The following is a 25,586-nucleotide window of genomic DNA, read 5'->3' as shown; positions in this document are numbered from 1 at the left end:
GTAGCGCCCGGCGGCAGGGGAGGCCCTGTTGGTAAACCGCCCGTGTCATATGCGGTGCTGAGCTGCGGATTTCGACTGCGGTGGGATGAAACGGGCATGACCAACGTCACGTTTGGTCCGTCGCGGAGTGGCGCGCGTCACGCGGTCGCCGTCACAGGCGCAGGGCGCAGGTCACAGGGCGCAGGTCGCGGCGGGGCGGTGCTCCGGCGCGGTCCGCGTCCGCTCAGCCGGGGCGCACGACCCCCAGGACGGGCATCGAACCGGCCCCCGCCATCGTGATCCGCCGTCCGGGCCGCGGCGCGTGGACGATGGCGCCGTCGCCCACGTAGACGCCGACGTGGCTCGCGTCGTCGAAGTAGACGACCAGGTCGCCCGGGCGCATCGCCGCCACCGGCACGTGTGGCAGGAGCCGCCACTGCTCCTGCGAGGTGCGCGGGATGCCGACCCCGGCGGCCCGCCAGGCGGCCCGGGTCAGCGCGGAGCAGTCGTACGCCGCCGGGCCGTCCGCTCCCCACACGTAGGGCTTGCCGATCTGGGCCGCGGCGAAGGCGACGGCAGCGGCGCCCTGCCGGGAGGCGCCCGCGGCGTCGCGGCGCAGGCGGGTGGCGGCGCCGGTGCGCAGCCAGGCGACCTGCGAGCGGTAGGCGGCCTCGTCCTCCAGCCGTTCCAGCCGGGCCCGTTCGCGGGCCTCCAACCCGGCGTGCAGGCGCTTCGCCCGGGCCAGGCGGGCGGTGACCTCCCGTTCGGCGTCGGCGGCCGCCTTCTGGCCGGCCATGAGGCGCTCCCAGGCGACGGTGGCGGAACGGGCGTAGGCCCCCAGTTCCGCGGTGGTCGCGCGCAGCTGCTCGATGGTGGCGTCGGTCGCGTGCGCGCCCCGGTCGGCGAGGGCGAGTCCGTCGAGGAGGGCGTCCGGGTCGTCGCTGAGCAGCAGGTCGACTCCGGGGCCGACGCCGCCGCCGCGGTACTGGGCGCGGGCGAGGGCGCCCGCCTGGGCGGTGAGGGCGCGCAGCCGGGTCTGCCCGCGGTCGATGAGGCGGGCGAGCCGGACGATCTGCCGCTGCTGGGTGAGGACCCGTTCGTGAGCGGAGTTGTAGGTGTCGGTGGCGCGTTCGGCCTGCCGGTAGAGGGCGCCGACCTCGGCCCGTACGTTCTGGAGCGTGCGGCGGGGGTGGGACGGATCGGCGTGCGCGGACGGTACGGGGGCGGCGAGGAGCAGCAGCGCGGCGCAGGCGAGGCAGGCCGTACGCTTCATGCGGGCACCTCCGCAAAATGTCTGACGGACCGTCACATGGCTGTGGATGGTGCCACGGAAGACGCGAATCGGCCAGAGCCGTGCGCTGCTGCGTCACGGGTCGGCGCCGCATCGGCCCGGCCCGGGACCCGTTGCCGGTACCGCGTGGCCTTCTCGGCGTCGGGCCGCCGGGAGTCCGGCTGCCGGCGCGCGTTCGGCTCGCCCCGGGCCCGTGCGGCCGGCGGGCCGAGCGGCGCCCTCGGCTCCTCGGCGGGTGCGCGTGCGGGGGACGCGACCGTGTGGGTGCGGCGGGCGATGGGGTGGTGACGGCCGGGCCGGCGGCCTGTCGCACCCGGCGGCCCAGGGGCCGGATCCGGGTCAGCCCGGTGCCGATGCCTCCCAGCGGACGGTCACCTCGCCTTTTCGGCGGGTGCGCGTCCGGGGGACGCGAACGTGCGGTGCGGCGGGTAGTGACGGCCGGGCCGGCGACCTGCCGCGGCCGGTGCCCCCAGGGGCCCGATCGGGGTCAGCCCCGTGCCGGGGCCAGGGCCTCCCAGCGGACGGTCACCTCGCCCTGGCGCCAGCGGGCCGCGGTGTCGGTGACCGGCCAGCCGCCCGGGCCCGCGAGGCTGCGTACCGTGCGGATCCAGCGCTGCCGGGCGCCCAGCGGGGCGAAGGGCGCGGCGGCCGCCCACGCGCGGTCGAAGTCGCCGAGGAACGCGTGCACCGGTTCGCCCGGCACATTGCGGTGGATCAACGCCTTGGGCAGCCGTTCCGCCAGGTCGGAGGGGCGTTCCAGCGAGCCGAGCCGGGTGGCGAAGGTCACCGTGCGCGGTCCCTCGGGGCCGAGCGCGACCCATACGTGGCGGCGGCCGATCTCGTCGCAGGTGCCCTCGACCAGCAGCCCGTCCGGCGCGAGCCGGGACCGCAGCCGGGTCCACACCTCGGCGACGCGCTCCTCGTCGTACTGGCGCAGCACGTTCGCCGCCCGGATCAGGACGGGCCGGCGGCCGTCCGGGAGGGGCACCTCGAAGCCGCCGTGCGCGAAGGAGAGCCCCTCACAGGCGTACGGCCGGGCGGCGGCCACCCGGGCCGGGTCGATCTCGATGCCGACGACCTCGGCGTCGGGGCGCGCGGTGCGCAGCCGTACGAGCAGCTCCAGGGCGGTCCAGGGCGCGGCGCCGTAGCCCAGGTCCACGGCGAGGGGGTCGTGGCTGCGGCGCAGGGCGGGTCCGTGCTGGGCGGCGATCCAGCGGTCCATGCGGCGCAGCCGGTTGGGATTGGTCGTCCCCCGGGTCACCTCGCCGACCGGCCGTGTCGCACGCATGCGACGAGCCTATGCGAGCCGGCGGGCGCCGGATCCGGGCCCCGTGGACGGTCACGCTTTGGCAAAGCGGAAATGGATCTAGGCCCTCCACCGGTTGCCACTGTTGATGGGTGGCTTCCGCTCCGCCGCCCGTGGAGAAGTGGAGGACGCGACGTGAGCCAGTACGTGGCGAAGGTCCTGGCCGGCGGTGCCCATCGCCGGCTGCGCCGCCATGCCGGCGGGCGCCGTCCGCGGCGCGTGGCCATGCTCAGCGTTCACACCTCACCCCTCCATCAGCCCGGCACCGGGGACGCGGGCGGCATGAACGTCTACATCGTCGAGCTGGCCAAGCGGCTCGCGGAGGGCCCCGGTGTGGAGGTGGAGATCTTCACCCGGGCCACCACGGCCGCCCTGCCGCCCACGGTCGAGCTGGCCCCCGGGGTCCTGGTGCGGCACGTGGACGCGGGCCCGTACGAGGGGCTGAACAAGGAGGACCTGCCCGCGCAGCTGTGCGCCTTCACCCACGGCGTGATGCACGCCGAGGCCAGCCACCGGCAGGGCCACTACGACCTGGTGCACTCGCACTACTGGCTCTCCGGGCACGTCGGCTGGCTCGCCGCCGAGCGCTGGGGCGTCCCGCTCGTCCATGCCATGCACACCATGGCCAAGGTCAAGAACGCCGCGCTCGCCGAGGGCGACACGCCCGAGCCCACGGCCCGGGTGATCGGCGAGACGCAGATCGTGGACGCCGCCGACCGGTTGATCGCCAACACCGATGAGGAGGCGGACGAGCTCATCCGGCACTACGAGGCCGACCCCCGCAAGGTCGCCGTCGTCCACCCCGGGGTGAACCTGGAGCGCTTCCGGCCGGACGCCCACGGCGGCCGCGCCGGGGCCCGCGCGCGCCTGGGCCTGCCGCAGGACGCGGTGATCCCGCTCTTCGCCGGCCGGATACAGCCCCTCAAGGCGCCCGACATCCTGCTGCGCGCCGCGGCGATCCTGCTCGCGGAGGACCCGTCGCTGCGCGACCGCCTCGTCGTCCCCGTCGTCGGCGGGCCGAGCGGCAGCGGGCTGGCCAAGCCCGAGCGGCTGCACAAGCTCGCGGCCCGGCTCGGCATCTCCGACCTCGTGCGCTTCCAGCCGCCGGTCGCCCAGGACCGGCTCGCGGACTGGTACCGGGCCGCGTCCGTGCTGGTCATGCCCTCGTACAGCGAGTCGTTCGGGCTGGTCGCCATCGAGGCCCAGGCCTGCGGCACGCCGGTCGTGGCGGCGTCGGTCGGCGGGCTGCCGGTGGCCGTGAAGGACGGCGAGACCGGCTTCCTCGTCGCGGGCCACGAGCCGGCCGACTACGCGCGCGCCCTGCGCCGCTTCGTCGAGCACCCGCAGCTGGTGCCCGCCATGGGCGCGGCCGCGGCCAAGCACGCGGAGTGCTTCGGCTGGGACGCGGCGGCGACGAGGACCGCCGAGGTGTACGCGGGTGCGATGGCCGAGCGGCGGCGTCGCCTACGATCGCCGCATGGGTGAGCGGGAGCAGACGGCGGCGCGCGCGGCGGTCGAGCAGGCACTGACGGACGCGGAACTCGGCTGGGAGACCGGCGCCGGCGGCGAGTACGTCGTCACGCTCCCCGGCACGCGCAAGCTCTCCACGACCGTCGCCCTGGCCGTGGGACGGCACACCCTGACGGTGAACGCCTTCGTCGTGCGCCGCCCCGACGCCAACCACGAGGCGTTCTACCGCTGGCTCCTGGAGCGCAACACCCGGCTGTACGGGGTGGCGTACGCCATCGACGCGCTCGGCGACGTCTACCTCTCGGGCCGGCTGCCGCTGGTCGCGGTGACGCCCGAGGAGGTCGACCGGGTGCTGGGTTCGGTCGTGGAGAACGCCGACGGCAGCTTCAACACGCTGCTGGAGCTGGGCTTCGCCGAGGCGATCCGCAAGGAGCACGCCTGGCGGATCGCGCGCGGCGAATCCACCCGCAACCTCGACGCGTTCACACATCTGATCGGCAAGGCGGACAAGGGCGCCGAGTAGCGCGGCATCGCCGTTCGCGCACTCTCCCGGGTGCGCAGGAGTGACCGGGATCCATCGGGTTGTCATGTCCGGGTCTTCCCAGGGGTCGCCGCGCCATGACACCCTCATGCCCGTCGCACATCTGAATGTTGTTCAGATACGTGAAAGGCGGGTCCTGTTCATGGCCATCAGCCGCAGACGCATCCTGCAAGCCGGCGGCGCCCTCGCGTTCGTCCCCCGGCCCACCGCCGTCCCCACCGCCGCCCCGGCCGCCGGACGGCCGGCCCCGTCCGGACCGGCGGAACGACTGTGGGCGGAGTTCACCCGCGCCCCGTACACCCACCCGCAGATCCCCTGGGTCGGCCAGGCCGGCCACGCGGGCGGCAGCCGGCACTTCCCCCGGCGCCCGGTCCGCGCGGACGTCCGGCGCTACGGCGCCCGCCCCGACGGCAGCGCCGACGCCGCGCCCGCCATCAACCGGGCGATCGAGCACGTGGGCGCGAGCGGCGGCGGCACGGTCCTGGTCCCGGCCGGCACCTACCGCATCGACGACGTCGTCCGGCTCGGCCACAGCGGCGTCACCCTGCGCGGAGCGGGCAGCGGCGCCACCGTGCTGCGCGCCGGGCGGTCCCTCACCGAGATCATCGGCCCCTACGGCAGCCGCTACGGCGGCACCAAGTCCGCCTGGTCGTGGGCGGGCGGCCTGGTCTGGGTCTGCCCCACCGACCGCTACCGCACCCTCACCGACGCCATCCGCGCCCAGGACTGGCCCTTCGAGGGCTGGACCGGCAACCGCCGCGACGAGTGGCGCCCGCTCGCCCGGATCACCGGCGGCGCCCGCCGGGGCGACCGCACCGTCACTGTGGACACCGCGGGAGCGCTGCGTCCCGGCGACCGCGTCATGCTGCGGCTGTCCGACCCCGACGACCACAGCCTGCTCGACCACATGGCGGGCGACGTCGAGGGCACCGCCACGTACGACTGGTCCGACAAGAGCAAGGTGCTCAGCTACGTGCCCTACGAGTGGCCGGTGCGGATCGGCGCCGTCCACGGCCGGCGCGTCACGCTCGCCCAGCCCTTGCCGCTGGACGCCCGCCCCGCGTTCGAACCCGTGCTCACCACGCTGGTCACCCCGGTCGTCGGCAGCGGCGTCGAGGGCCTCACCATCGAACTGCCCGACATCCCCCAGGCCCCGCACCTGCTGGACACCGGCTGGAACGGACTGGCCCTGCAGTGCGCCTGGGACTGCTGGGCCGACGACGTCACCGTGGTCAACGCCGACAACGGGTTCCTGCTGGTCGCCACCAAGAGCGTCACCCTGCGCCGCACCCGCGTCTCCGGACGCGGCGGTCACCACCCGTACGCCTGCCGTGAGGGCGCCCACGACAACCTCGTCGAGGACTTCGTCATCGACCCCCGCACCGCGCCGGCCCCCGCGGGCACCCAGCTGCACGGCATCAACGTGGAGGGCCTGTCCAGCCACAACGTCTGGTCGCGGGGGCGGATGGCGACGGGCACCTTCGACACCCACCGCGGACTGCCCTTCGCCAACGTCCGCACCGGGATCACCGTCAACAACGACGGCTCCCACGGCGGCGACGCGTCGGCGGGACCGCTGTACGGGGCGCGCTTCGCGCACTGGAACGTCACCGTCACCAACGGGCGGGCCGGCTGCGTGAAGATCGACGACGTCGCCCCGTGCAGCGCGACCGTCGGCATCTCCGAGGTCACCGCCTTCGGCCAGATCGACGTCCCGGACTTCACGGGGCCGCTGAACTCGCGGCTCGTCTCGTACGGGAACCCGGCGGTCACCCCGCCGAACCTGTACGAGGCGCAGCGCGCCCTGCGTACGACCCGCTAGCAGTCCGCGGTCGGCTCCGGCTGCGGCACCAGCGCCTTGGCCGGGGCCGGGGGCACCGTGTCCACCGGCTCGGCGCGCGGCCCGCGTTCCCGCAGCAGCGTCCAGTAGCCGGCGCCGGCGACCGTGCCGACCACGGCGCACGCCCCCCAGACCACGCCGCCGCCCCACCGGTCGAGCGCCACGCCGCCCAGCAGCGGCCCGGCGAAGGACGCCGCAGGCCAGGCGAGGGAGTACATGCCCTGGTAGCGGCCCCGGGCACGGGCCGGCGCCAGGTCGGCGACCAGCGACATCGAGGCCGGCGCGTGCAGGATCTCGCCGATCGTCCACACCGCCACCGTCAGCGCGTAGAACGGGACCGAACCGGCGAACGCGGTGAGCCCGAAGCCCCAGCCCATCAGCAGCGTGCCCGCGGTGAGCAGCGCCGCCACGCTCCGCCGCTCGACGAGCCGGGTGAGCGGGAGCTGCAGGAGCACGATGAGCAGCCCGTTGAGCCCGATGACCAGGCCGTACTCGCTCGCGGAGAACCCCTGGCGGCCCATGTCGACCGAGAGCGTCGTCGAACCCTGCTGGGTGACCGTGCCGAGCAGGAACGTCAGCGCGACGAACGCCATGAAGCGCCGGTCCTGCAGCACCACCCCGAGGCCGATCCGGGGCTTCCCGTTCCCGCCCCCGGCGGCCGCTGCCGCCGCCGCCCCGGTCTCGCGGCCCGGCATCGACTCCGGCACCTTGGCGTAGATCACCAGCGCGCAGAGCACCGTCATGAAGGCGTCGCCCAGGAACAGCCAGAGGTAGCCCTGCGAGGCGATGAGGCCGGCCGCGGCCGAGGAGACGGCGAAACCGATGTTGATCGCCCAGTAGTTGAGCGAGAACGCCCGCACCCGGTCCTCGGCGGGCACCACGTCCGCCATCATCGCCTGCACCGCGGGCCGCGAGGCACTGCTGGCCACGCCGATCACGGTGGCCACCGCGGCGATCTCCGCCTGCCCCTGCACGAAGGCCAGCGTCGCCGTGCCGGCCGCCGCCGCGACCTGCGCCAGCAGCATCGTCCAGCGCCGCCCCACCCGGTCGGTCAGCACCCCGCCGACGACCGCGCCCACGGCGCCGCCGAGGCCGTACAGGGACGCGACGAGCCCGGCGTAGGTGGCCGAGTAGCCCCGGTCGAGGGTCAGGTAGAGGGCGAGGAAGGTGACGACGAAGGCGCCGAGCCGGTTGACCAGCGTGCTGGTCCACAGCCACCAGAAGGTCCGGGGGAGTCCCGACACGGTCTCCCGTACGGCACGTCTGACATCGGGCACGGCGGCTGCTCCTCGCGGCGTTCGGGGCGTCGTAGGCGTAATGGGCCAGGGTGGCGAGCGCAGCTTACAGGTGCCCTCCGGAGGGCACCAAGGGGTTTTCTCCTAGACTCCATGGCATGGCAGATGCTCCCTACAAGCTGATCCTCCTCCGCCACGGCGAGAGCGAGTGGAACGCGAAGAACCTCTTCACCGGCTGGGTTGACGTCAACCTCAACGAGAAGGGCGAGAAGGAGGCGGTCCGGGGCGGCGAGCTGCTGAAGGACGCCGGACTCCTCCCCGACGTCGTCCACACCTCCCTCCAGAAGCGCGCGATCCGCACCGCGCAGCTGGCCCTCGAGGCCGCCGACCGGCACTGGATCCCCGTCCTCCGCAGCTGGCGCCTCAACGAGCGCCACTACGGCGCCCTGCAGGGCAAGGACAAGGCGCAGACCCTCGCCGAGTTCGGCGAGGAGCAGTTCATGCTCTGGCGCCGCTCCTACGACACCCCGCCGCCGCCGATCGCCGACGACAGCGAGTTCTCGCAGGCCGACGACCCGCGCTACGCCTCCATCCCGCCGGAGCTGCGTCCGCGCACCGAGTGCCTCAAGGACGTCGTCCAGCGCATGCTGCCGTACTGGTACGACGGCATCGTCCCGGATCTCCTCACCGGCCGCACCGTCCTGGTCGCCGCCCACGGGAACAGCCTGCGCGCCCTCGTCAAGCACCTCGACGGCATCTCCGACGCCGACATCGCGGGCCTGAACATCCCCACCGGCATCCCGCTCGCCTACGAGCTCGACGCCGACTTCCGCCCCGTCACCCCGGGCGGCCGCTACCTCGACCCCGAGGCGGCCGCGGCGGCGATCGAGGCCGTGAAGAACCAGGGCAAGAAGAAGTAACCCGACGCGATCAAGCCCCCTACCTGCGGTTTCCCCGCGGTGAGGGGGCTTGTTGCTGCTCCGGGGCCGTCCCTGGGCCGTCGGTGAGTTGATCGGGCCGTGCCCAGTCCGTCGGAAACTCCGGCTCCGGCCGTTCTCTCGTCTCCGCCTGCGCTCCCGCCTCGCGGAGGGCCGAGACGGCTGCGGCAGCGACTTCCCCGGGCACGCCGGCGAGAACCACGGCGGGAACCTGTGTCACCAGAACCTTGCTGTGCCAGAGGCTCAGCCCCTTCAGCCGACGCACGACCTGGGCCACATCCAGCACGCGGACGCCCGGATCGGTGAGCACCGCGTCATGGGGTACGTCGTCGCACACCAACTCCACGTACTCGTCCGTCATCGCTCCCCCACCTCTCTCCGGCTCGGAGCCTACGAGCCCTGAAGTGCCGTGTCGTGTCAATTCGGTGGCGTCGACGACGGCGGTCACGGCTTGCGAGTGCGCTCCTGACTCGACGGCAGCAGGTGTGGGTACACCCGGAGCGTCAGCCCGCTCTGGCGTCCCACCGACTGCGCGTGGCGGGGGCGCTTTCGATGTCATTCACGGTCACGTTTTCCCGGCCTGGGCGGTCCGGCGCTTCATGCGGTCTTGCTCCCGGCGGTTGACGTGCCACAGGCGTGCCAGACGGATGCGCGAGGGCACAGTGGGGCCCGGTCCTCTGTCTTCCGACCCGGGGCCGACAAGGAAGACCCCGGTGGCCGGATCCCTTGGGGTTCGCACCGCGCCGGCCGCGTGGCACACTGCCCGCCATGAGACACAGCCGAAAGGGATATGCCGCGTAGGCGCCCTTCCCGCCTCCGGGCGGACAGCAGACGCTTCGCGGCAGATCGTGGGCGTTACTCGAAGATCGGCCGGCTCTCGGGCCCGGCGCAGGCGCAGGTGATCGCCCTGGAGCGAACACGGCTCCAGCCGGGCCTGGTGGGGCTGGCACTTTCGCGTTGGGCGGCCATCGCGATGGATCCCCTTCCCCGGCCGTTCCACGACCGGTGCGGGGTCACGGACTGTTGCCCCGAACCGGCGGACGAACGCGACCTTCTGGAACTGGCGATATGTGCCCTGCCCAGGAAGGCGGCACGCGAGTTGCGCAGCATCGTGGAGCCTCTTGACCGAAGAATCCTTCGGCGGCCGGATGCCGTGCCGTACGGCGAGCCGTCACATCGCTGGTGGCGCGACGCCTTCTGACCTGACCGTCCTTGCCGCGCTCCCGGGCCCTCCGCGGCTCGCTGCGCGTGCGGGGGCGCCCCGCAGCGCGTGGCTGCGGGGCGCCCTGAGGGGGCTAGTCGACCATCTGCCCGTCGCCCGTACCACCGACGCACTTCATCCCGACCACCTTTCCGCCGCCGTCCAAACACTCACCCGGGGTGAGGCTTTCGGTGTGGGCGGTGGTGGTGGCGTTGTGGGTGGCGGCCGTGGCGCTGGCGGCGCCTGTGAGGCCGAGTCCGGCGAGGGCTGCCGTGGCGATGACGGCGGCGGAGATTCGTCGAATGCGCATGTGGTTCCCCTTTCACGGATTGCCTCGGACGGGGCACTAGCCAGCTTGATCTTCACCCATGACGGTGGCACGTCGTGCTGCGCCATTCGGGTGAGGGTGCTCACGGACGCAGGGGTGTTGACCTGCGGAAACGCGCCGTGAGGGGGCGAGCGGCGCCGGGCGCCGCGGACGCCGCACACCCTGCTCGGGGTCCGCGGGAAAGGGCGTCCGACGGGCCCGTCACAGCCGTGCTCAGCGCTTCGGAAGTCCGGCTCCGCCCGTTCTTCGCGACGGCGGCCGCGGCGACTGCCCTCCCAAGCCGCCGTCCCGGCACCGGAGTACAGCGACCGCGCCCGGCCGCCGTCAACCGGATGCGCCCCGGCCCGCAGGAGAAGACCCCGCGGACGGCGCCCCCACACGGGGCCCTAGGGTCGTGGCCCGTGACCGACCTCACCCCGCACTCCGTCTCGACGGCCGGTGCCTACGACTCCGTCGCCGTCCTCTACGCCGAGCTGTTCGGCGACTGGCTCGGTTCGCTCCCGCTGGACCGCGCGCTGATCACGGCCTTCGCCGACTCCGTCCGGGCCGCCGGCGGCAGGACCGTCGCCGACGTCGGCTGCGGCCCGGGGTACGTCACCGCGCACCTCAGGGACCTCGGGCTGGACGCGTTCGGCGTCGACCTGTCCCCCGAGATGATCCGCCTCGCCCGCGAGGCGTACCCGGAACTGCGCTTCGACGTCGGCTCGATGGACGCCCTGCACGGCGTCGCCGACGGCGCGCTGGACGGCATCCTGTCCTGGTACTCCGTCATCCACACCCCGCCGCGCGACCTGCCCCCGTACTTCGACGAGTTCCGCCGCGTCCTGGCCCCGGGCGGCCACCTGTTGCTGGGCTTCTTCGAATCCGGCGGCGGCCCCCTCGACGCGTTCGACCACAAGGTGACGACGGCCTACCGCTGGCCGATCGACGACCTCGCCGCCCTGGCGGTGTCCGCCGGCTTCACCGAGACCGGCCGCATGCTCCGCGAGCCCGGGCCGGACGAGCGCTTCCGCAGGGGCCACCTGCTCATGACGCGAGGACCCGGGGAGCCGCAGGGGCACCGATGAGTTTGCCGCGCCCGGACCGTCCCCAGGACGTACGCGCCCGAACGCCGGGCGCACCGCGCGTCAGGAACGAGGAGGCAGCGATGACCACCGACGGATTCACCACGTGCCTGTGGTTCGACGGGAAGGCCGAGGAGGCGGCGGAGTTCTACGTCTCGGTATTCAAGAACTCGGCCGTCGGCACGATCGGCCGCTACAACGAGGCCGGGCCCGGGCCCGCCGGGTCCGTGATGGCCGTGGAGTTCACGGCCAACGGGCAGAAGTTCGTGGCGCTGAACGGCGGCCCGCACTTCACCTTCAACGAGGCGGTCTCGTTCCAGATCCGCTGCGCCGACCAGGCCGAGGTCGACTACTACTGGGACAAGCTCACCGACGGCGGCGAGGAGGGCCCCTGCGGGTGGCTCAAGGACCGGTTCGGGGTGTCCTGGCAGGTGTTCCCCGAGGTGCTGCTGGAGATGGTCGGGGACGCCGACCCGGAGAAGGCCGGGCGGGCCACGGCGGCGATGCTGTCCATGAAGAAGATGGACCTCGCCGCGCTGCGCCGCGCGTACGACGGCGTGTGACCGGGAGAACACGGCGTCGGGGGCCCGTCCGGACGGACGGGCCCCCGAGCGTGCAGAACGCGGGTGGCGTGGAACCGGTGGAGTCAGCAGCTGCCGCCGCAGCGGCAGGGCGCTCCGGACTGGCAACCGCATCCGCAGCCCGATCCGCAGCCGCACGCGCCGAGCAGCGGCAGCTCACGGATGCCGGGGGACTGCGGGGTCCCGTCGGGGGACGGCTGATCGCGGGCGGTGGGCGATGTCGGGGACTCGGGCATGGGTACCCTCCTCTGCCGTTGGCGACGGCTGCTTGCATGCCTGTCACCAGTGAACGACACCGCACCCCGGCGCATCAACGGCGCGCGGAAGCGTTCCGCGCCGGGGGCGCACCCGCCCCGCGCGCCGCGTAGCGCCGGCAAGGCCGTACCGGAGAGGCCGGCAAGCCGCACCGGACGGGAGGAGTGCCTAGTCCGCCGGCATCGGGGTGGGCGCCGGGGACAGCTCGTCCGCGTGCTCGCCCGTGACCAGGTACACGACGCGCTTGGCGACGGAGACCGCGTGGTCCGCGAAGCGCTCGTAGTAGCGGCCGACGAGGGTGACGTCCACGGCCGTCTCGATGCCGTGCTTCCAGCGGTCGTCGAGCAGGTGCTGGAAGAGCGTGCGGTGCAGCTCGTCCATGCGGTCGTCGTCGGCCTCCAGCTGCAGCGCGTCGTCGACGTCCTTGCTGACGATGACCTCGGCGGCCTTCGCCATCAGGCGCTGCGCGAGCTGGCCCATCTCCAGGATCGTGCTGTGCAGGTCGCGCGGGACGGCGGTGTTGGGGAAGCGCAGCCGTGCGAGCTTCGCCACATGCCGGGCGAGGTCCCCGGCGCGCTCCAGGTCCGCGCTCATGCGCAGGCTGGTGACGACGATCCGCAGGTCGGTCGCGACGGGCTGCTGGCGGGCGAGCAGCGTGATGGCGCGGTTCTCCAGCTCGCGCTGCAGGTCGTCGACCTTCTCGTCGGCGGCGATCACGCTCTCCGCGAGCTTGAGGTCGGCGTCGAGCAGTGCCGTGGTGGCCCGCCCGATCGCGGAACCGACCAGCCGGGCCATGTCGACCAGGCCGTCACCGATCGAGTCGAGTTCCTCGTGATATGCGTCGCGCATCGCGTTCCTTCCGTTGCCACTCGAGTCGTTCGAAAAGAGGATTGTCCTCCCACGCTGACACGCTCCCCAACCTCGCGGGCGCACGCGTACCGCCCGAGCATCCGGAATGAACCAGTACTGACACCACGGTGAACTCTTGGCAACGCCCGTTCGAGAAGACGCTCCGACCCTGTGGGCCACTCATTTCGTCCCCCTAACCTGGGTGTATGGACGTGAACGCGGCAGTCGCCGCAGCCAGTGCGATCGCCGGGCTCTGCACCGGTGTGATCGCTGTGCTCGCGTTCCGCTGGAGCGAGCGGGAACAGGCCCGCCCCACACGCACATCCCTGCGGCCCGACGCCGCAGCCGTACTACCGCCGGGCGTGGACACGGTGCTCTCCGTGCTGCGCTCGTCGGCCGTCGTCCTCGACGAGGGCGACACGGTGGTCAAGGCCAGCTCGGCGGCGTACGCCCTCGGACTGGTGCGGGGCGGCAGGCTCGCCGTCGACCAGATGCTGCAGATGGCCCGCGAAACCCGGCGGGACGGCGAGATACGGCAGGTGGAACTCGAACTGCCACGTCGCGGCGCCGGCCGCGGTGAGGGCCTGGCGGTCTCCGCCCGGGTGGCACCCCTGGGGTCCCGCCTGGTGCTGCTGCTGGTCGAGGACCTGACCGACGCCCGGCGCATCGAGGCGGTACGGCGCGACTTCGTCGCCAACGTCAGCCACGAGCTCAAGACTCCGGTCGGCGCGCTGTCGCTGCTCTCCGAAGCGGTGATGGACGCCAGCGACGACCCCGAGGCCGTGGAACGCTTCGCGGGCCGGATGCAGATCGAGGCCGCCCGGCTGACCAGCCTGGTCCAGGAGATCATCGAGCTCTCCCGGGTCCAGGACGACAACCCCCTCGACGACGCCGAGCCGGTCGCCGTCGACGACCTCGTCGCCGAGGCGGTGGACCGCTGCCGCCACCCGGCGAACGCCAAGCAGATCACCATGGCCACCGGCGGTGCCCCCGACCTGTTCATCTGGGGCAACCGCGGCCAGCTCGCGGCCGCGCTCGGCAACCTCGTCGAGAACGCGGTCAACTACAGCCCGGCCCGTACCCGTGTGGGGATCGCGGGCCGCAGGGTCGCCGCACCCAGCGGCGACCTGATCGAGATCTCCGTGACCGACCAGGGAACCGGCATCTCCGAAAAGGACCGGGACCGCATCTTCGAGCGGTTCTACCGGGTCGACCCGGCGCGTTCGCGCGCCACGGGCGGCACCGGTCTCGGTCTGTCCATCGTCAAGCACGTGGCCGCCTCCCACGGCGGGGAGGTCACAGTGTGGAGCGCCGAAGGCCAGGGCTCCACCTTCACCCTGCGGCTGCCCGAAGCCGCGGCGACCCGGGACGGCCGGGACCGCTCCACCGCCGTGGCGGCGGAGGACGGGGAGCCCGAGCCAGGCTCCGGCTCCTCCTCCGCGCTCTACGAGACGTTTCCCGATCACATCCCCGCCCCGGAGGTCCTCCCGTGACCCGAGTACTCGTCGTCGAGGACGAAGAGTCCTTCAGTGATGCCCTGTCGTACATGCTCCGCAAGGAGGGCTTCGAGGTCGCCATCGCCGCGACCGGGCCCGACGCGCTGGACGAGTTCGAGCGCAACGGCGCCGACCTGGTCCTGCTCGACCTGATGCTGCCGGGCCTGCCCGGCACGGAGGTCTGCCGCCAGCTGCGGCTGAAGTCCACCGTCCCGGTGATCATGGTCACCGCGAAGGACAGCGAGATCGACAAGGTTGTCGGTCTCGAAATAGGAGCGGACGACTACGTCACCAAGCCCTACTCCTCCCGCGAGCTGGTCGCCCGCATCCGGGCCGTGCTGCGCCGCCGCGGCGAGCCCGAGGAGATCTCCCCCTCGGCGCTGGAGGCCGGCCCGGTCCGCATGGACGTCGACCGGCACGTCGTCACCGTCGGCGGCGGCAAGGTCGACCTGCCGCTCAAGGAGTTCGACCTCCTGGAGATGCTGCTGCGCAACGCGGGCCGCGTCCTGACCCGCATGCAGCTGATCGACCGGGTCTGGGGCGCCGACTACGTCGGCGACACCAAGACCCTCGACGTCCACGTCAAGCGCCTCCGCGCGAAGATCGAGCCGGACCCGGGTGCGCCGCGCTACCTGGTGACGGTCCGTGGCCTGGGCTACAAGTTCGAGCCGTAAACCGCCCGCGGCCGGGGTCGCCGGACGTGAAGGGGCCCCGGGAGCGATGAGCTCCCGGGGCCCCTTCGTGTGCCGCTGCGTGTGCCTCAGCCGGCGGGCGACTCGGTGATCGTCTCGGTCTCGGTCGGCGAGGCCGTGACGCCCTCGGCGGGCGACTCGCCGGGGCTCGCGGTCTCCGTCGGCGAGGGCTTCTCGCTCGGCCCGAAGGAGGCGTAGTAGCCGGCGGCGGGGAGCGCGAGGCTCTGCAGCGAGACCTCGCCGGTCTTGCTGAAGTCGAAGACGACGTTCTTGAAGTCGCCGTCGTTCTTGCTCTCGGAGCCGCCCTTGAAGACGGCGGAGGGGTTGCCGTCGCCGCCGAGCAGCACGGAGCTGTGGGCGGGCAGCGAGATCGGGCCGGACAGCTCGGCGTCGAGCGAACCGACCTTCACGGAGTCCAGGGTCTGCTGCTCGTCGCCGTTGTTGAAGATCTTGGCCGTCACTGAGGAGGAGCCGTCGGAGGTGGCCTGGGTGAGCACCACGACGTTCTGGACCTCGATGGCGCCGACGCTGGTCGCGGCGTTGTCCGGCCTGACGCGCAGCGTCTCCGCGCTGTTCCCGGCAGCGCAGGCGGCGAGCGGGAAGAGCGAGAGTGCGAGGGCGGCGGCGAGAGCGCCGCGACGAAGGCTGCTGCTCACGGCGGCGGCATCTCCTTGGGCGGGGTACGGGCGTACGAAGGTTCGGACGTACGGGACTTACGGCTTACCTGGTGCGGGATCAGGTTACCGAGCCCGTCCGGCGCGCCCGCACCGGCCCACCCCCCGGCGGGGCGGGGCTTCACCCGCCCGGGTGTCCCGGAGGCGTCACAGGGGCCGCCCGGGGCCTTCCGCGGGGCCGCCGGACGGGCCGGCCCGGACCCGGCGGAATCCATTACCGGAATCCGCCGAACGATTCCCGCCACACCGGCAAGATCCATTTACCGTTCATCCGCCGGACGGAAATCCGGCGTGGTGCGAAAATGGATCACATCAAGCCCGCGGCGGCCGAACGGAGTAGCGGGAGACCCCCCGCAAGAGAGCGACAAACCGGGATGTTCCTCCTCTTGTCCAGGCCCTCCAGGGGGTGTAACGGGGGCGTTTCAGGGCCCCTCGGCACCCGCTCCGACCTGCGAATTCCGCCCTCCGCTCCCCCTTCGCAGCACGTTCCGGCCGCACTTGTCAAGCCCCGAGATATGCCCTGACCTGCGAAAACGCCATTCAGAACCAGCCGTTCCCGTGTTACCCTGGATAGCCACGGAAGGGGTACCTGTCACATGACGTTCAAGGTTGGCGACACCGTGGTCTATCCCCATCACGGGGCCGCGCTGATCGAGGCCATCGAAACTCGCCAGATCAAAGGCGTGGACAAGACCTACTTGGTGCTCAAGGTCGCCCAGGGCGACTTGACGGTACGCGTGCCCGCGGACAATGCGGAGTTCGTCGGCGTGCGCGACGTGGTCGGTCAGGAAGGGCTGGACCGGGTCTTCGAGGTGCTGCGCGCACCGTACACCGAGGAGCCCACCAACTGGTCCCGCCGGTACAAGGCAAATCTGGAGAAGCTCGCCTCCGGCGACGTCATCAAGGTCGCGGAAGTGGTGCGTGACCTGTGGCGTCGTGAGCGGGAGCGCGGGCTGTCGGCCGGCGAGAAGCGCATGCTCGCCAAGGCCCGCCAGATCCTGGTCAGTGAGCTCGCGCTCGCGGAGAACACCAACGAGGACAAGGCCGAGACCCTCCTCGACGAGGTCCTCGCGTCCTGACGCGGATTTCCGCCGTAGTGCCCGGTGCGTTCCCTACGCCGGGCACTGCGGCATGCCGGGGCGCCCTCTCGGTGGCCTGGCACTTCGACGACGCCGAGGATCCCCCTCGTCTTCGTTCGCGCGTCGCTTCCCCCTGCATACTGGGTGCCGGGCCCGGGCAGCTGGCCCTGTCGGTGTCACGGAAGGGTCCGACAGGGGCTTCGCGCCCGGCACGTTGAGGCGATACCCATTTCGGCCAAGGACACAAACCTGACTACCGCGGCAGTCATTCCCGCCGCCGGACGTGGAGTCCGGCTCGGCCCCGGCGCGCCCAAGGCGCTGCGCACCCTGGGCGGCGTCCCGATCCTCGTGCACGCCGTACGTGCCATGACCCGCGCCCGCGCGGTGTCACTGGTCGTCGTCGTGGCGCCCCCGGACGGGGTCGCCGAGGTCAGGGCGCTGCTCGACAGCCACGGCCTGCCCGAGGCGAAGGACATAAGGATCGTCGCCGGCGGCGAGAGCCGGCAGGACTCGGTACGGCTCGGCCTGGCCGCGCTGCCGGACGAGGTCGAGGTGGTGCTCGTCCACGACGCCGCCCGCCCGCTGGTGCCGGTCGACATGGTCGACGCCGTCGCCGCCGCCGTGCGGGACGGCGCCTCGGCCGTCGTGCCGGGGCTGCCGCTCGCCGACACGGTCAAGGAGATCGACCCGGCCACCGACGCCGTCGTCGGCACCCCGGACCGCTCGCTGCTGCGCGCCGTCCAGACCCCCCAGGGTTTCGACCGGGCGACGCTGCTCAAGGCGCACACCACGGTCACCGGCGCGGTCACGGACGACGCGAGCATGGTCGAGCGGCTCGGCGTCCCGGTGCGGGTCGTGCCGGGGCACGAGGAGGCCTTCAAGGTCACCCGCCCGCTGGACCTGGTCCTCGCCGAGGCCGTGCTCGCCCGCAGGAGGGCCACCGATGACTACTGAGCCGACCGCCGCCGCCCCGGCGCCGTACGTCCCCGTGCTGCCCCAGGTGGGCATCGGCACCGACATCCACGCCTTCGAGGCGGGCCGCGAACTGTGGGTCGCGGGCCTGCTCTGGGAGGGCGAGGGGGACGGCCTGGCCGGGCACTCGGACGCCGACGTCGTCGCGCACGCCGCCTGCAACGCGCTGTTCTCCGCGGCCGGCATGGGCGACCTGGGCGCGCACTTCGGCACCGGCCGCCCGGAGTGGTCCGGCGCCTCCGGTGTGACCTTGCTCACGGAGGCGGCCAGGATCGTCCGCGAGGCGGGTTACGACATCGGCAACGTGGCGGTCCAGGTCATCGGCCCGCGCCCCAAGATCGGCAAGCGCCGCGACGAGGCGCAGAAGGTCCTCGCCGACGCGGTGGGCGCCCCGGTCTCGGTCTCCGGTGCCACGACCGACGGCCTCGGCTTCACCGGGCGCGGCGACGGACTCGCGGCGGTGGCCACCGCACTGGTGGTCCGCAGGGCGAAGTGAGCCGCGGCGGTGGCGAGTTGCCACCGCCCTCCCGGGCCGTGCCGTCCGCCGTACGGGTGAAGCGGCCGCCCGCCGGGCGGGCGGTGCCACGGCCCCCCGTGAGCGTCACAACACCGTGAAGCTCACCCGGAGCGGACGGCGCACGCACCCGGGGCCACTACCCTTGATGCGTGACCATTCGCCTGTACGACACCGACGCACACCAGGTCCGTGACTTCACCCCGCTCCGGCCGGGCTGCGTCTCGATCTACCTGTGCGGCGCGACCGTGCAGGCAGCCCCGCACATCGGGCACATCCGGTCCGGGCTGAACTTCGACATCATGCGCCGCTGGTTCGCCTACCGCGGCTACGACGTGACGTTCGTCCGCAACGTCACCGACATCGACGACAAGATCATCGCCAAGTCCGGCGAGCAGGGCCGCCCCTGGTGGGCGATCGGCTACGAGAACGAGCGCGCCTTCAACGAGGGTTACGACGCCCTCGGCTGCCTGCCGCCCACGTACGAGCCGCGCGCCACCGGCCACGTGCCCGAGATGATCGAGATGATGCGCGGCCTCATCGAGCGCGGGTACGCCTACGAGTCCGAGGGCAACGTCTACTTCGACGTCCGCTCCTTCCCGGACTACCTGGAGCTGTCCAACCAGGAGCTCGACAACCTGCGCCAGCCGGAGAGCGAGGGCGAGACCGGCAAGCGGGACTCCCGCGACTTCGCGATGTGGAAGGCCGTCAAGCCGGGCGAGCCGTCCTGGGAGACCCCCTGGGGCCGCGGCCGTCCCGGCTGGCACCTGGAGTGCTCGGCGATGGCCCACAAGTACCTGGGCACCGCCTTCGACATCCACGGCGGCGGCATCGACCTGATCTTCCCGCACCACGAGAACGAGATCGCCCAGGCCAAGGCCTTCGGTGACGACTTCGCGCGGTACTGGGTGCACAACGCCTGGGTCACGATGAGCGGCGAGAAGATGAGCAAGTCGCTCGGCAACTCGGTCCTCGTCAGCGAGATGACCAAGCGCTGGCGGCCCATCGTGCTGCGCTACTACCTCGGCACCCCGCACTACCGCTCGATGATCGAGTACAGCGAGGAGGCGCTGCGCGAGGCCGAGTCGGCCTTCGCGCGGATCGAGGGCTTCGTGCAGCGGGTCGTCGAGATGGCGGGCCCGGTCGAGCCGGCCGCCGAGGTGCCGCCGGCCTTCGCCGAGGCGATGGACGACGACATGGGCGTCCCGCAGGCGCTGGCGATCGTCCACACCACCGTCCGGCAGGGCAACTCGGCACTCACCGCGGACGACAAGGAGAGCGCCGTCGCCCGCCTCGCCGAGGTGCGCGCCATGCTCGGCGTCCTGGGCCTGGACCCGCTGGACCCGCACTGGACCGGCGACGGCCGCGGCGAGGACCTGCACGGCGTCGTCGACTCCCTCGTCCGGCTGGTGCTGGAGCAGCGGGAGTCGGCCCGCGGCCGCAAGGACTACGCGACCGCCGACGCCATCCGCGACCGCCTCCAGCAGTCCGGCCTGGAGATCGAGGACACCCCCTCCGGTCCGCGCTGGACGCTCGGCTCCCGGTAGCCGGGCGCCCGCGTCATCATTGACACGTACGTACGTTCACGCAGTAGCAGCAACAGCAGCAGGAAACAGGTGACCCATGGCCGGCAACAGCCAGCGCAGGAACCGCCGCACGTCCAACAAGAAGGGCGCCACGGTCGGTAGCGGCGGGCAGCGGCGCAGGGGCCTGGAGGGCAAGGGCCCCACCCCGCCCGCGGAGGCACGCAAGGGGCACGCCAAGCAGCGGGCCGCCAACGCCAAGGTGAAGCGCGCCGCGTCCACCCAGTCGCGCCGCCCCTCCGGCCGGGGCTCCAAGTCGACCTCGGAGCTGGTGGCCGGGCGCAACCCGGTGGTGGAGGCGCTGCGCGCCGACATCCCGGCCTCGGCGGTCTACGTCCAGCAGTTCATCGACAACGACGAGCGCGTGCGCGAGGCGATCAAGCTCGCCACCGACCGGGGCATCCCGCTGATGGAGGCCCCGCGCCCCGAACTGGACCGCATCACCAACGGGCTGAACCACCAGGGCCTGGTGCTGCAGATCCCGCCCTACGAGTACGCCCACCCCGACGACCTCGCCGCCGAGGCCCTCGACGCGGGCGAGGACCCGCTGATCGTCGCGCTGGACGGGGTCACCGACCCGCGCAACCTCGGTGCCGTCGTCCGCTCCGTCGCCGCCTTCGGCGGTCACGGGGTCGTCGTGCCCGAACGCCGCGCCGCCGGGATGACCGCGGGCGCCTGGAAGACCTCGGCCGGCACCGCCGCGCACGTCCAGGTCGCCCGGGCCACCAACCTCACCCGGACGCTGGAGGCCTACCAGAAGGCGGGCCTCACGGTCGTCGGCCTCGCCGCCGACGGTGAGGTCGAGCTGCACGAGCTGGAGGCGCTGGCCGGACCGGTCGTCGTCGTCGCCGGCTCGGAGGGCAAGGGCCTGTCGCGGCTCGTCGGCGAGACCTGTGACCTGCGGGTCCGTATCCCGATGCCGGGCGGCGCGGAGTCGCTGAACGCGGGCGTCGCCGCGGGCATCGTGCTCTACGAGGCGTCCCGCCGCCGGGCCTGAACCCGCACGCGCCCCCGGGCGCGCCCCGGCGACAACCCCTGATTGACGGGCCTCGGACACAACGGGGCCCGTCACACAGTGTCCTTATCGGGTGTCACTCGGTTAGATGAGTGTGGACACCAGAACACCCCGCACTCCTCCGGGGGGACGGTCGTCGTCGATCACCGACGAGCCTGTGCTCAACATGCTCAAGGTCTCCTCCGACCCCGCCCAGGTCATCGTCAATCACGCGAGCTTCCGCGTGCAGCTCGGCGCGACCTCGGGCCGTGCCCTGACGAGGACCCAGCGCGTCCCCGTCATCCCCACCTCCGTCCGCCCCTCCGCCGCCGCGCAGCGGCGCGGCGCGCCCCTGGTGTGGTCCGGGCGCAGCGAACCCGGCGACGCCGCCGCCACCCAACTGCTCGCCGCGGTGCGCCACGGCCGGCAGGACGGCCTCGACCTCGGCGCCGCGACGCAGGTGCTGCCGCGGATCGAGGAGCCGCCGCAGCCCGTCGTCGGCCCGCCGCGCCGGCCGCCGGCGCCCGGCGAGATGCTCGGCGGCATCCGCCCGGCCCGCGGTGCCTACGACGACTACCTCGACTCCGAGGACACCAGCGAGTTCGCGTACACCGCGCCGCCCGCCGGTCCCGTCGACGAGGACCCCGACTTCGACCCGTACGAGGAGCCGGGCGAGGAGCGCGGCCTCGGCCGCAACCGGGACCGTGCCGATCCCATCCGGCACGCCTACTACCCGGGCCGCCGGATGAACCTCGGCATCGTCCTGCTGCCGCTGCGCATCTTCCTCGGCTTCATCTCCATCTACGCCGGCATGGGCAAACTCTGCGACCCCGTCTACTTCGACGGCGGCAAGCGCGGCTCGATGGTGACCTGGCTCGCCTCGCTCCACCCCTGGGGAATGGCCGAGCCGCTGCGCGACCTCGCCCTCGCACACCCCATCGGCGCCGGGCTGACGGTGGCCTTCCTGCAGGTCATCGCCGGCGTGCTGACGGTCTTCGGGCTCTGGCAGCGGTTCGCGGCGTCGGTCGGCGCCCTGCTGTCGGTGGCGCTGCTGGTGACGGTGAGCTGGCGGACCGTCCCGGCCTACGACACGCCCGACATCATCCTGCTCGCCGCCTGGAGCCCCCTGGTCATCGCGGGGGCGCCGGTCTACTCCGCCGACGGGCGCCTGGCGAGCGAGGCCTGGCGCAAGCTCGGCCCGCGTGCCCCGCTCGGGGAGCTGCGGCGCCGGGTGCTGCGCCGCGGCGCGGTGCTGGCCACGGTGCTGGTCGGGATCTCGCTCGTGGTCGGGGCCACCCTCGGCACCGCCGTACGGTCCACCAGCCCGCGGTCGCAGCTCCCCGCCCCGACCGACCTGCCGACCAACGACCTCGAGGGCTCGCCGCTGCCCGAGGTGCCCGGCGAGAAGTCCTCCCGGCCCTCCGCGACCCCCTCGGCGGGTCGCTCCGGCGGTCCCTCGTCCTCGCCGTCCTCCTCGCCGTCCGCCCCGGGTGCGGCGTCCTCGGCGCCGAACGCCCGGCAGTCGCGTCCGGGGTCGTCCTCGGCCAACACCGGCAGCGGCGGCGGCACCGGCGGCGGGCCCGCGCAGACCGTGCCGTCCGTCCCGTCCCGCCCCACGGTGCCCAACAACCCGCCCACCCCGGGCGGCGGCAGCGGGGGCGGCGGCACCGGCGGCGGCTCCTCCGACAGCGGCGGCGCGCTCGGCGGCCTGTTGGGCAGCGGGGAGACCTCGGGCTGGCTGCTCGGCGCCCCGGCACGGCACGGCTCGGGGAAGGTCGCGTAACGCCCGTACGGGACACGGGAAGAGGCGGCCGGAGGTTCCTTCCTCCGGCCGCCTCTTCGTGCCCGGTGCGGGCCGTTCTGGGCCGTTGCGCGGTGCTTCGTCCGTCGTGCCGGCCGCGGCCCGTCGCGCTCAGGTGCGGGAGGCGAGTTCCTTCGCGGCCTCGGCCAGGTCCTTGGCGGTGTCGATGGCCCGCCAGTACGCGCCCTGGGGCAGCGGGAAGCCCGCGAGCCGCCGTTCGCGGGCGAGTTGGGGGAAGGTCGTGCGCTCGTGGTCACCGCGTTCCGGGAGCAGCCCGGTGAACTCGGGGGAGAAGACGTAGACGCCCGCGTTGATGAGGAACGGCGAGGGCGGCGACTCGATGAAGTCCAGGACGTGGCCGAACTCGTCGGTCTCCACGGCGCCCCACGGGATGCGCGGGCGGGCCAGCGCCAGTGTGGCGACCGCGCCCCGCTCGACGTGGAAGGCGGCCATCTCCCGCAGCGAGAACCGCGTCCAGATGTCGCCGTTGGTGGCGTACCAGGCCTCCTGCGGCCGTGGCAGGGAGGCGGCGGCGTACCTCAGGCCACCGCCGCGGCCGAGCGGTTCGCGTTCGACGACCGTGGTCACCCGCAGCGGCAGGTCGGCCGCCGCGCCCGCGAGCCACTCCTGGAGGACCTCAGCGAGATGGCCGCACGAGACAACGGCGTCGGTGACGCCCTCGGCGGCCAGCCAGGCGAGTTGATGGCCGATGATCGGGATCCCGGTTCCGGGGATCTCGATCATCGGCTTGGGGCGGGTGTCGGTGTAGGGCCTCAGACGGGAGCCCTGTCCTCCGGCGAGGAGGACGGCCTGGGTCACCGTCTGGGAGGTCGCGGGCGTGCCGGTCATGGGCGCACCCTACGCGACCCGCGCGTCGGGTCATCCGAGCGAGGCCACGCCCGTCGCGAAGGCGGTGTCGCAGACCGGCCGCGACCAGGCCTGGGCGCGGTGCACCGAGCCGTACTTGGCGACCGCGGCGCGGCCCAGGGACCGGGCGATCGAACCGCAGTACCGCGCCAGCGAAGGCCGCTCGTTCATCTCGCGCTGCAGGTGCGTCAGGGCGGTGCCGGGGTTCTTCTGCTGCAGCTCGCCCAGCAGCTTGCGGCGGAGCACCTCCTGCGGGGCCGACCGCTGGGACGCCGCCTCCTTCTGGTGCGAGGCGGTGAGGACTTGGGCCTCGGACGCCGAAGTCGCCCACGGGACGCGGGTGACGGCGAGGGTGCCGGAGAGCACGAGGACGACCGGGAGGACGAGGGCGAGTGACTTGCCGATGCGGCGGGCTACCTGGTTCACGGCAGTGATGGTAGCGAGGAGTGATGATTTGGCGACATTTAGCCACTCTGATGAGTGATGAATGCCCCTTGATCGACTACGGGGGCATTGACGAACATGGTCGAAACGCCATTGTATGACCGGAAATGAGGGGTGATCCGGCCCCGGAGCGGCCGTGATCCGGCCCGCGAGCGCCGGGGCCCGGTTCGGCGAGTCCGGTCCCGCGACCACCGGGGCCGGTCCCGGGAACGACCATGGCCCGGCCCCCCTTGCGCGGGGGCCGGGCCACACGGGTCCTCAGCGGTGGGGCGACCCTGCGGTCACCTCCGGCCGCTCAGTCGCTCAGGCGCTCACCGGTGGAGGTGGAGAAGACGTGGCTCTCGCCGGCGCGCGGCACGACGCGCAGCACGGAGCCCTTCTCCGGCACCTGGCGGCCGCCGACGCGGATGACCAGGTCCTTGTGCTCGCCGCCGACCTCGGCCGAGCCGTAGACGAAACCGTCCGCGCCCAGCTCCTCGACGACGTTCACCGTCACGGCCAGACCGGCCGGCTCGTCCTTCGACAGGCCCCCGTCGCCGTCCACGATGTCGAAGTGCTCCGGGCGGACGCCGACGGTGACCGTGCGGTCGCCCTTGTCGGCGGCGGCCTGCACCGCGTCGCGCTCGACCGGCACCACCGAGTTGCCGAACTTCACGCCGCCGTCGGCGATCGGCACCTCGACCAGGTTCATCGCCGGGGAGCCGATGAAGCCCGCGACGAAGAGGTTGGCCGGCCGGTCGTACATGTGGCGCGGGGTGTCGACCTGCTGCAGCAGACCGTCCTTGAGGACCGCCACGCGGTCGCCCATGGTCATGGCCTCGGTCTGGTCGTGGGTGACGTAGACCGTGGTGGTGCCGAGGCGGCGCTGCAGGGAGGCGATCTGCGTACGGGTCTGGACACGGAGCTTGGCGTCCAGGTTGGACAGCGGCTCGTCCATGAGGAAGACCTGCGGCTCACGGACGATCGCGCGGCCCATCGCCACACGCTGGCGCTGACCACCGGAGAGCGCCTTGGGCTTGCGGCCCAGGTACTCGGTCAGGTCCAGGATCTTGGCGGCTTCCTCGACCCGCGTGCGGATGTCCGCCTTGTTGACGCCCGCGATCTTCAGGGCGAAGCCCATGTTGTCCGCGACGGTCATGTGCGGGTAGAGCGCGTAGTTCTGGAACACCATGGCGATGTCCCGGTCCTTGGGCGGCAGGTGGGTGACGTCCCGGTCACCGATCCGGATGGCGCCGCCGTTGACGTCCTCCAGGCCGGCCAGCATGCGGAGCGAGGTCGACTTGCCGCAGCCGGAGGGGCCGACGAGGACGAGGAACTCGCCGTCCTCGATGTCGATCTGGAGCTGGTCGACGGCGGGGCGCTCGGACCCGGGGTAGATCCGGGTCGCCTTGTCGAAAGTGACAGTAGCCATGGTGCAGTGGTCCCTTCACCGGCAGGAACGTGCCGGACGATCCGAGTAAAGGAATGAGGTCTAGTCCACAGGGTGTGGACCTTCCGCGACGCTACCCGCCCAGCCCCGCTTTGTCAGTACCCTCCCGGCGCCCAATTCCCCGACCCTCCCCCCTCCCCGCCTGGGTACACTTCTCATGGCC

Annotated in this window: 23 protein-coding genes and 1 pseudogene; 14 read left to right on the top strand and 10 right to left on the bottom strand. The window is 72.8% G+C overall.

Translation table 11 applies throughout. The features are described 5' to 3' along the window. Positions 1-223: 223 nt before the first annotated feature. Both ACFZAU_RS28495 and ACFZAU_RS28490 read right to left on the bottom strand, forming a co-directional pair. Positions 224-1,252, bottom strand: a complete 1,029-nt coding sequence (locus ACFZAU_RS28495; protein ID WP_500554488.1) for a C40 family peptidase — start codon at positions 1,250-1,252, stop codon at positions 224-226. A gap of 505 nt (positions 1,253-1,757) precedes the next feature. After that, positions 1,758-2,558, bottom strand: coding sequence for a class I SAM-dependent methyltransferase (locus tag ACFZAU_RS28490; RefSeq protein ID WP_500554487.1), 801 nt, complete (start codon positions 2,556-2,558; stop codon positions 1,758-1,760). 153 nt (positions 2,559-2,711) lie between these two features. Here ACFZAU_RS28490 and mshA point away from each other — a divergent pair, with 153 nt between their 5' ends. The 3 genes from mshA to ACFZAU_RS28475 all read left to right on the top strand — a co-directional run bounded on the left by mshA (position 2,712) and on the right by ACFZAU_RS28475 (position 6,409). Beyond that, positions 2,712-4,061 carry a D-inositol-3-phosphate glycosyltransferase gene (gene mshA, locus ACFZAU_RS28485; protein WP_499609006.1) on the top strand — a complete coding sequence of 450 codons (1,350 nt, stop codon included), beginning with the start codon at positions 2,712-2,714 and terminating at the stop codon, positions 4,059-4,061. Next, positions 4,054-4,569 carry a YbjN domain-containing protein gene (locus ACFZAU_RS28480; protein WP_500554486.1) on the top strand — a complete coding sequence of 172 codons (516 nt, stop codon included), beginning with the start codon at positions 4,054-4,056 and terminating at the stop codon, positions 4,567-4,569. The genes mshA and ACFZAU_RS28480 overlap by 8 nt, the downstream gene beginning before the upstream one ends. A gap of 160 nt (positions 4,570-4,729) precedes the next feature. After that, the gene (locus ACFZAU_RS28475; protein WP_500554485.1) at positions 4,730-6,409 is read left to right on the top strand and encodes a glycosyl hydrolase family 28-related protein; all 1,680 of its coding nucleotides are present in this window, start codon (positions 4,730-4,732) and stop codon (positions 6,407-6,409) included. Here ACFZAU_RS28475 and ACFZAU_RS28470 read toward each other — a convergent pair. After that, positions 6,406-7,704, bottom strand: coding sequence for an MDR family MFS transporter (locus tag ACFZAU_RS28470; protein ID WP_500554484.1), 1,299 nt, complete (start codon positions 7,702-7,704; stop codon positions 6,406-6,408). The genes ACFZAU_RS28475 and ACFZAU_RS28470 overlap by 4 nt on opposite strands. Before the next feature lie 116 nt (positions 7,705-7,820). On the opposite strand from ACFZAU_RS28470, the gene ACFZAU_RS28465 reads away from it, so the two are divergent. Then, a complete protein-coding gene (locus ACFZAU_RS28465) occupies positions 7,821-8,582 on the top strand; it encodes a phosphoglyceromutase (protein ID WP_500554483.1) in 762 nt (253 codons plus the stop codon). A 112-nt stretch (positions 8,583-8,694) separates the two neighbouring features. Here ACFZAU_RS28465 and ACFZAU_RS28460 read toward each other — a convergent pair. Both ACFZAU_RS28460 and ACFZAU_RS28455 read right to left on the bottom strand, forming a co-directional pair. Then, positions 8,695-8,961, bottom strand: a pseudogene (locus ACFZAU_RS28460) (ribosomal protein L7/L12); the annotation flags it as partial. A gap of 934 nt (positions 8,962-9,895) precedes the next feature. Then, a complete protein-coding gene (locus ACFZAU_RS28455; protein WP_500554482.1) occupies positions 9,896-10,111 on the bottom strand; it encodes a hypothetical protein in 216 nt (71 codons plus the stop codon). Between the two features lie 419 nt (positions 10,112-10,530). Here ACFZAU_RS28455 and ACFZAU_RS28450 point away from each other — a divergent pair, with 419 nt between their 5' ends. Beyond that, positions 10,531-11,196, top strand: coding sequence for a class I SAM-dependent methyltransferase (locus tag ACFZAU_RS28450; protein WP_500554481.1), 666 nt, complete (start codon positions 10,531-10,533; stop codon positions 11,194-11,196). Between the two features lie 80 nt (positions 11,197-11,276). Continuing rightward, positions 11,277-11,756: a VOC family protein gene (locus ACFZAU_RS28445; protein WP_499609027.1), complete on the top strand. Its 480-nt coding sequence runs from the start codon at positions 11,277-11,279 to the stop codon at positions 11,754-11,756. A gap of 441 nt (positions 11,757-12,197) precedes the next feature. Here the strand turns inward: ACFZAU_RS28445 and phoU are convergent, their stop codons facing one another. Further along, a complete protein-coding gene (gene phoU / locus ACFZAU_RS28440; protein WP_499609029.1) occupies positions 12,198-12,878 on the bottom strand; it encodes a phosphate signaling complex protein PhoU in 681 nt (226 codons plus the stop codon). Positions 12,879-13,084: 206 nt separating this feature from the next. On the opposite strand from phoU, the gene phoR reads away from it, so the two are divergent. After that, positions 13,085-14,371, top strand: coding sequence for a two-component system sensor histidine kinase PhoR (gene phoR, locus ACFZAU_RS28435; protein ID WP_499609030.1), 1,287 nt, complete (start codon positions 13,085-13,087; stop codon positions 14,369-14,371). Then, positions 14,368-15,048 (top strand): two-component system response regulator PhoP, encoded by a 681-nt coding sequence (gene phoP, locus ACFZAU_RS28430; protein WP_018559602.1) that lies wholly within the window; start codon positions 14,368-14,370, stop codon positions 15,046-15,048. The genes phoR and phoP overlap by 4 nt, the downstream gene beginning before the upstream one ends. 86 nt (positions 15,049-15,134) lie before the next feature. Here the strand turns inward: phoP and ACFZAU_RS28425 are convergent, their stop codons facing one another. Continuing rightward, a complete protein-coding gene (locus ACFZAU_RS28425) occupies positions 15,135-15,722 on the bottom strand; it encodes a DUF461 domain-containing protein (protein ID WP_500554480.1) in 588 nt (195 codons plus the stop codon). Between the two features lie 614 nt (positions 15,723-16,336). Here ACFZAU_RS28425 and ACFZAU_RS28420 point away from each other — a divergent pair. From ACFZAU_RS28420 to ACFZAU_RS28395, 6 genes are all read left to right on the top strand, one after another. After that, positions 16,337-16,819, top strand: coding sequence for a CarD family transcriptional regulator (locus ACFZAU_RS28420; RefSeq protein WP_018559600.1), 483 nt, complete (start codon positions 16,337-16,339; stop codon positions 16,817-16,819). A gap of 228 nt (positions 16,820-17,047) precedes the next feature. Beyond that, complete coding sequence (gene ispD / locus ACFZAU_RS28415; protein ID WP_499609103.1) at positions 17,048-17,773, top strand: 2-C-methyl-D-erythritol 4-phosphate cytidylyltransferase; 726 nt, start codon at positions 17,048-17,050, stop codon at positions 17,771-17,773. Then, positions 17,763-18,287 (top strand): 2-C-methyl-D-erythritol 2,4-cyclodiphosphate synthase, encoded by a 525-nt coding sequence (gene ispF / locus ACFZAU_RS28410; RefSeq protein WP_500554479.1) that lies wholly within the window; start codon positions 17,763-17,765, stop codon positions 18,285-18,287. The genes ispD and ispF overlap by 11 nt, the downstream gene beginning before the upstream one ends. Positions 18,288-18,457: 170 nt before the next feature. After that, entirely contained in the window at positions 18,458-19,852 is a 1,395-nt protein-coding gene (cysS, locus tag ACFZAU_RS28405) for a cysteine--tRNA ligase (RefSeq protein ID WP_499609036.1), read from the top strand. A 76-nt stretch (positions 19,853-19,928) separates the two neighbouring features. Then, positions 19,929-20,885, top strand: a complete 957-nt coding sequence (gene rlmB, locus ACFZAU_RS28400) for a 23S rRNA (guanosine(2251)-2'-O)-methyltransferase RlmB (protein ID WP_500554478.1) — start codon at positions 19,929-19,931, stop codon at positions 20,883-20,885. A 106-nt stretch (positions 20,886-20,991) separates the two neighbouring features. After that, positions 20,992-22,665: a DoxX family protein gene (locus tag ACFZAU_RS28395; protein ID WP_500554477.1), complete on the top strand. Its 1,674-nt coding sequence runs from the start codon at positions 20,992-20,994 to the stop codon at positions 22,663-22,665. A 129-nt stretch (positions 22,666-22,794) separates the two neighbouring features. On the opposite strand, the gene ACFZAU_RS28390 is transcribed toward ACFZAU_RS28395, so the two are convergent. From ACFZAU_RS28390 to ACFZAU_RS28380, 3 genes are all read right to left on the bottom strand, one after another. Next, positions 22,795-23,532 (bottom strand): nucleotidyltransferase family protein, encoded by a 738-nt coding sequence (locus ACFZAU_RS28390; RefSeq protein ID WP_500463733.1) that lies wholly within the window; start codon positions 23,530-23,532, stop codon positions 22,795-22,797. A 30-nt stretch (positions 23,533-23,562) separates the two neighbouring features. Further along, the gene (locus tag ACFZAU_RS28385; protein WP_500554476.1) at positions 23,563-23,976 is read right to left on the bottom strand and encodes a hypothetical protein; all 414 of its coding nucleotides are present in this window, start codon (positions 23,974-23,976) and stop codon (positions 23,563-23,565) included. 313 nt (positions 23,977-24,289) lie between these two features. After that, the gene (locus ACFZAU_RS28380; protein ID WP_499609046.1) at positions 24,290-25,405 is read right to left on the bottom strand and encodes an ABC transporter ATP-binding protein; all 1,116 of its coding nucleotides are present in this window, start codon (positions 25,403-25,405) and stop codon (positions 24,290-24,292) included. Between the last annotated feature and the right edge of the window lie 181 nt (positions 25,406-25,586).

This window comes from Streptomyces sp. NPDC008238 (genome assembly GCF_042956445.1).
Lineage (GTDB): Bacteria > Actinomycetota > Actinomycetes > Streptomycetales > Streptomycetaceae > Actinacidiphila.
The sequence above is the reverse complement of the archived record's forward strand: the minus strand, read 5'-3'. Positions and strand labels throughout refer to the sequence as shown.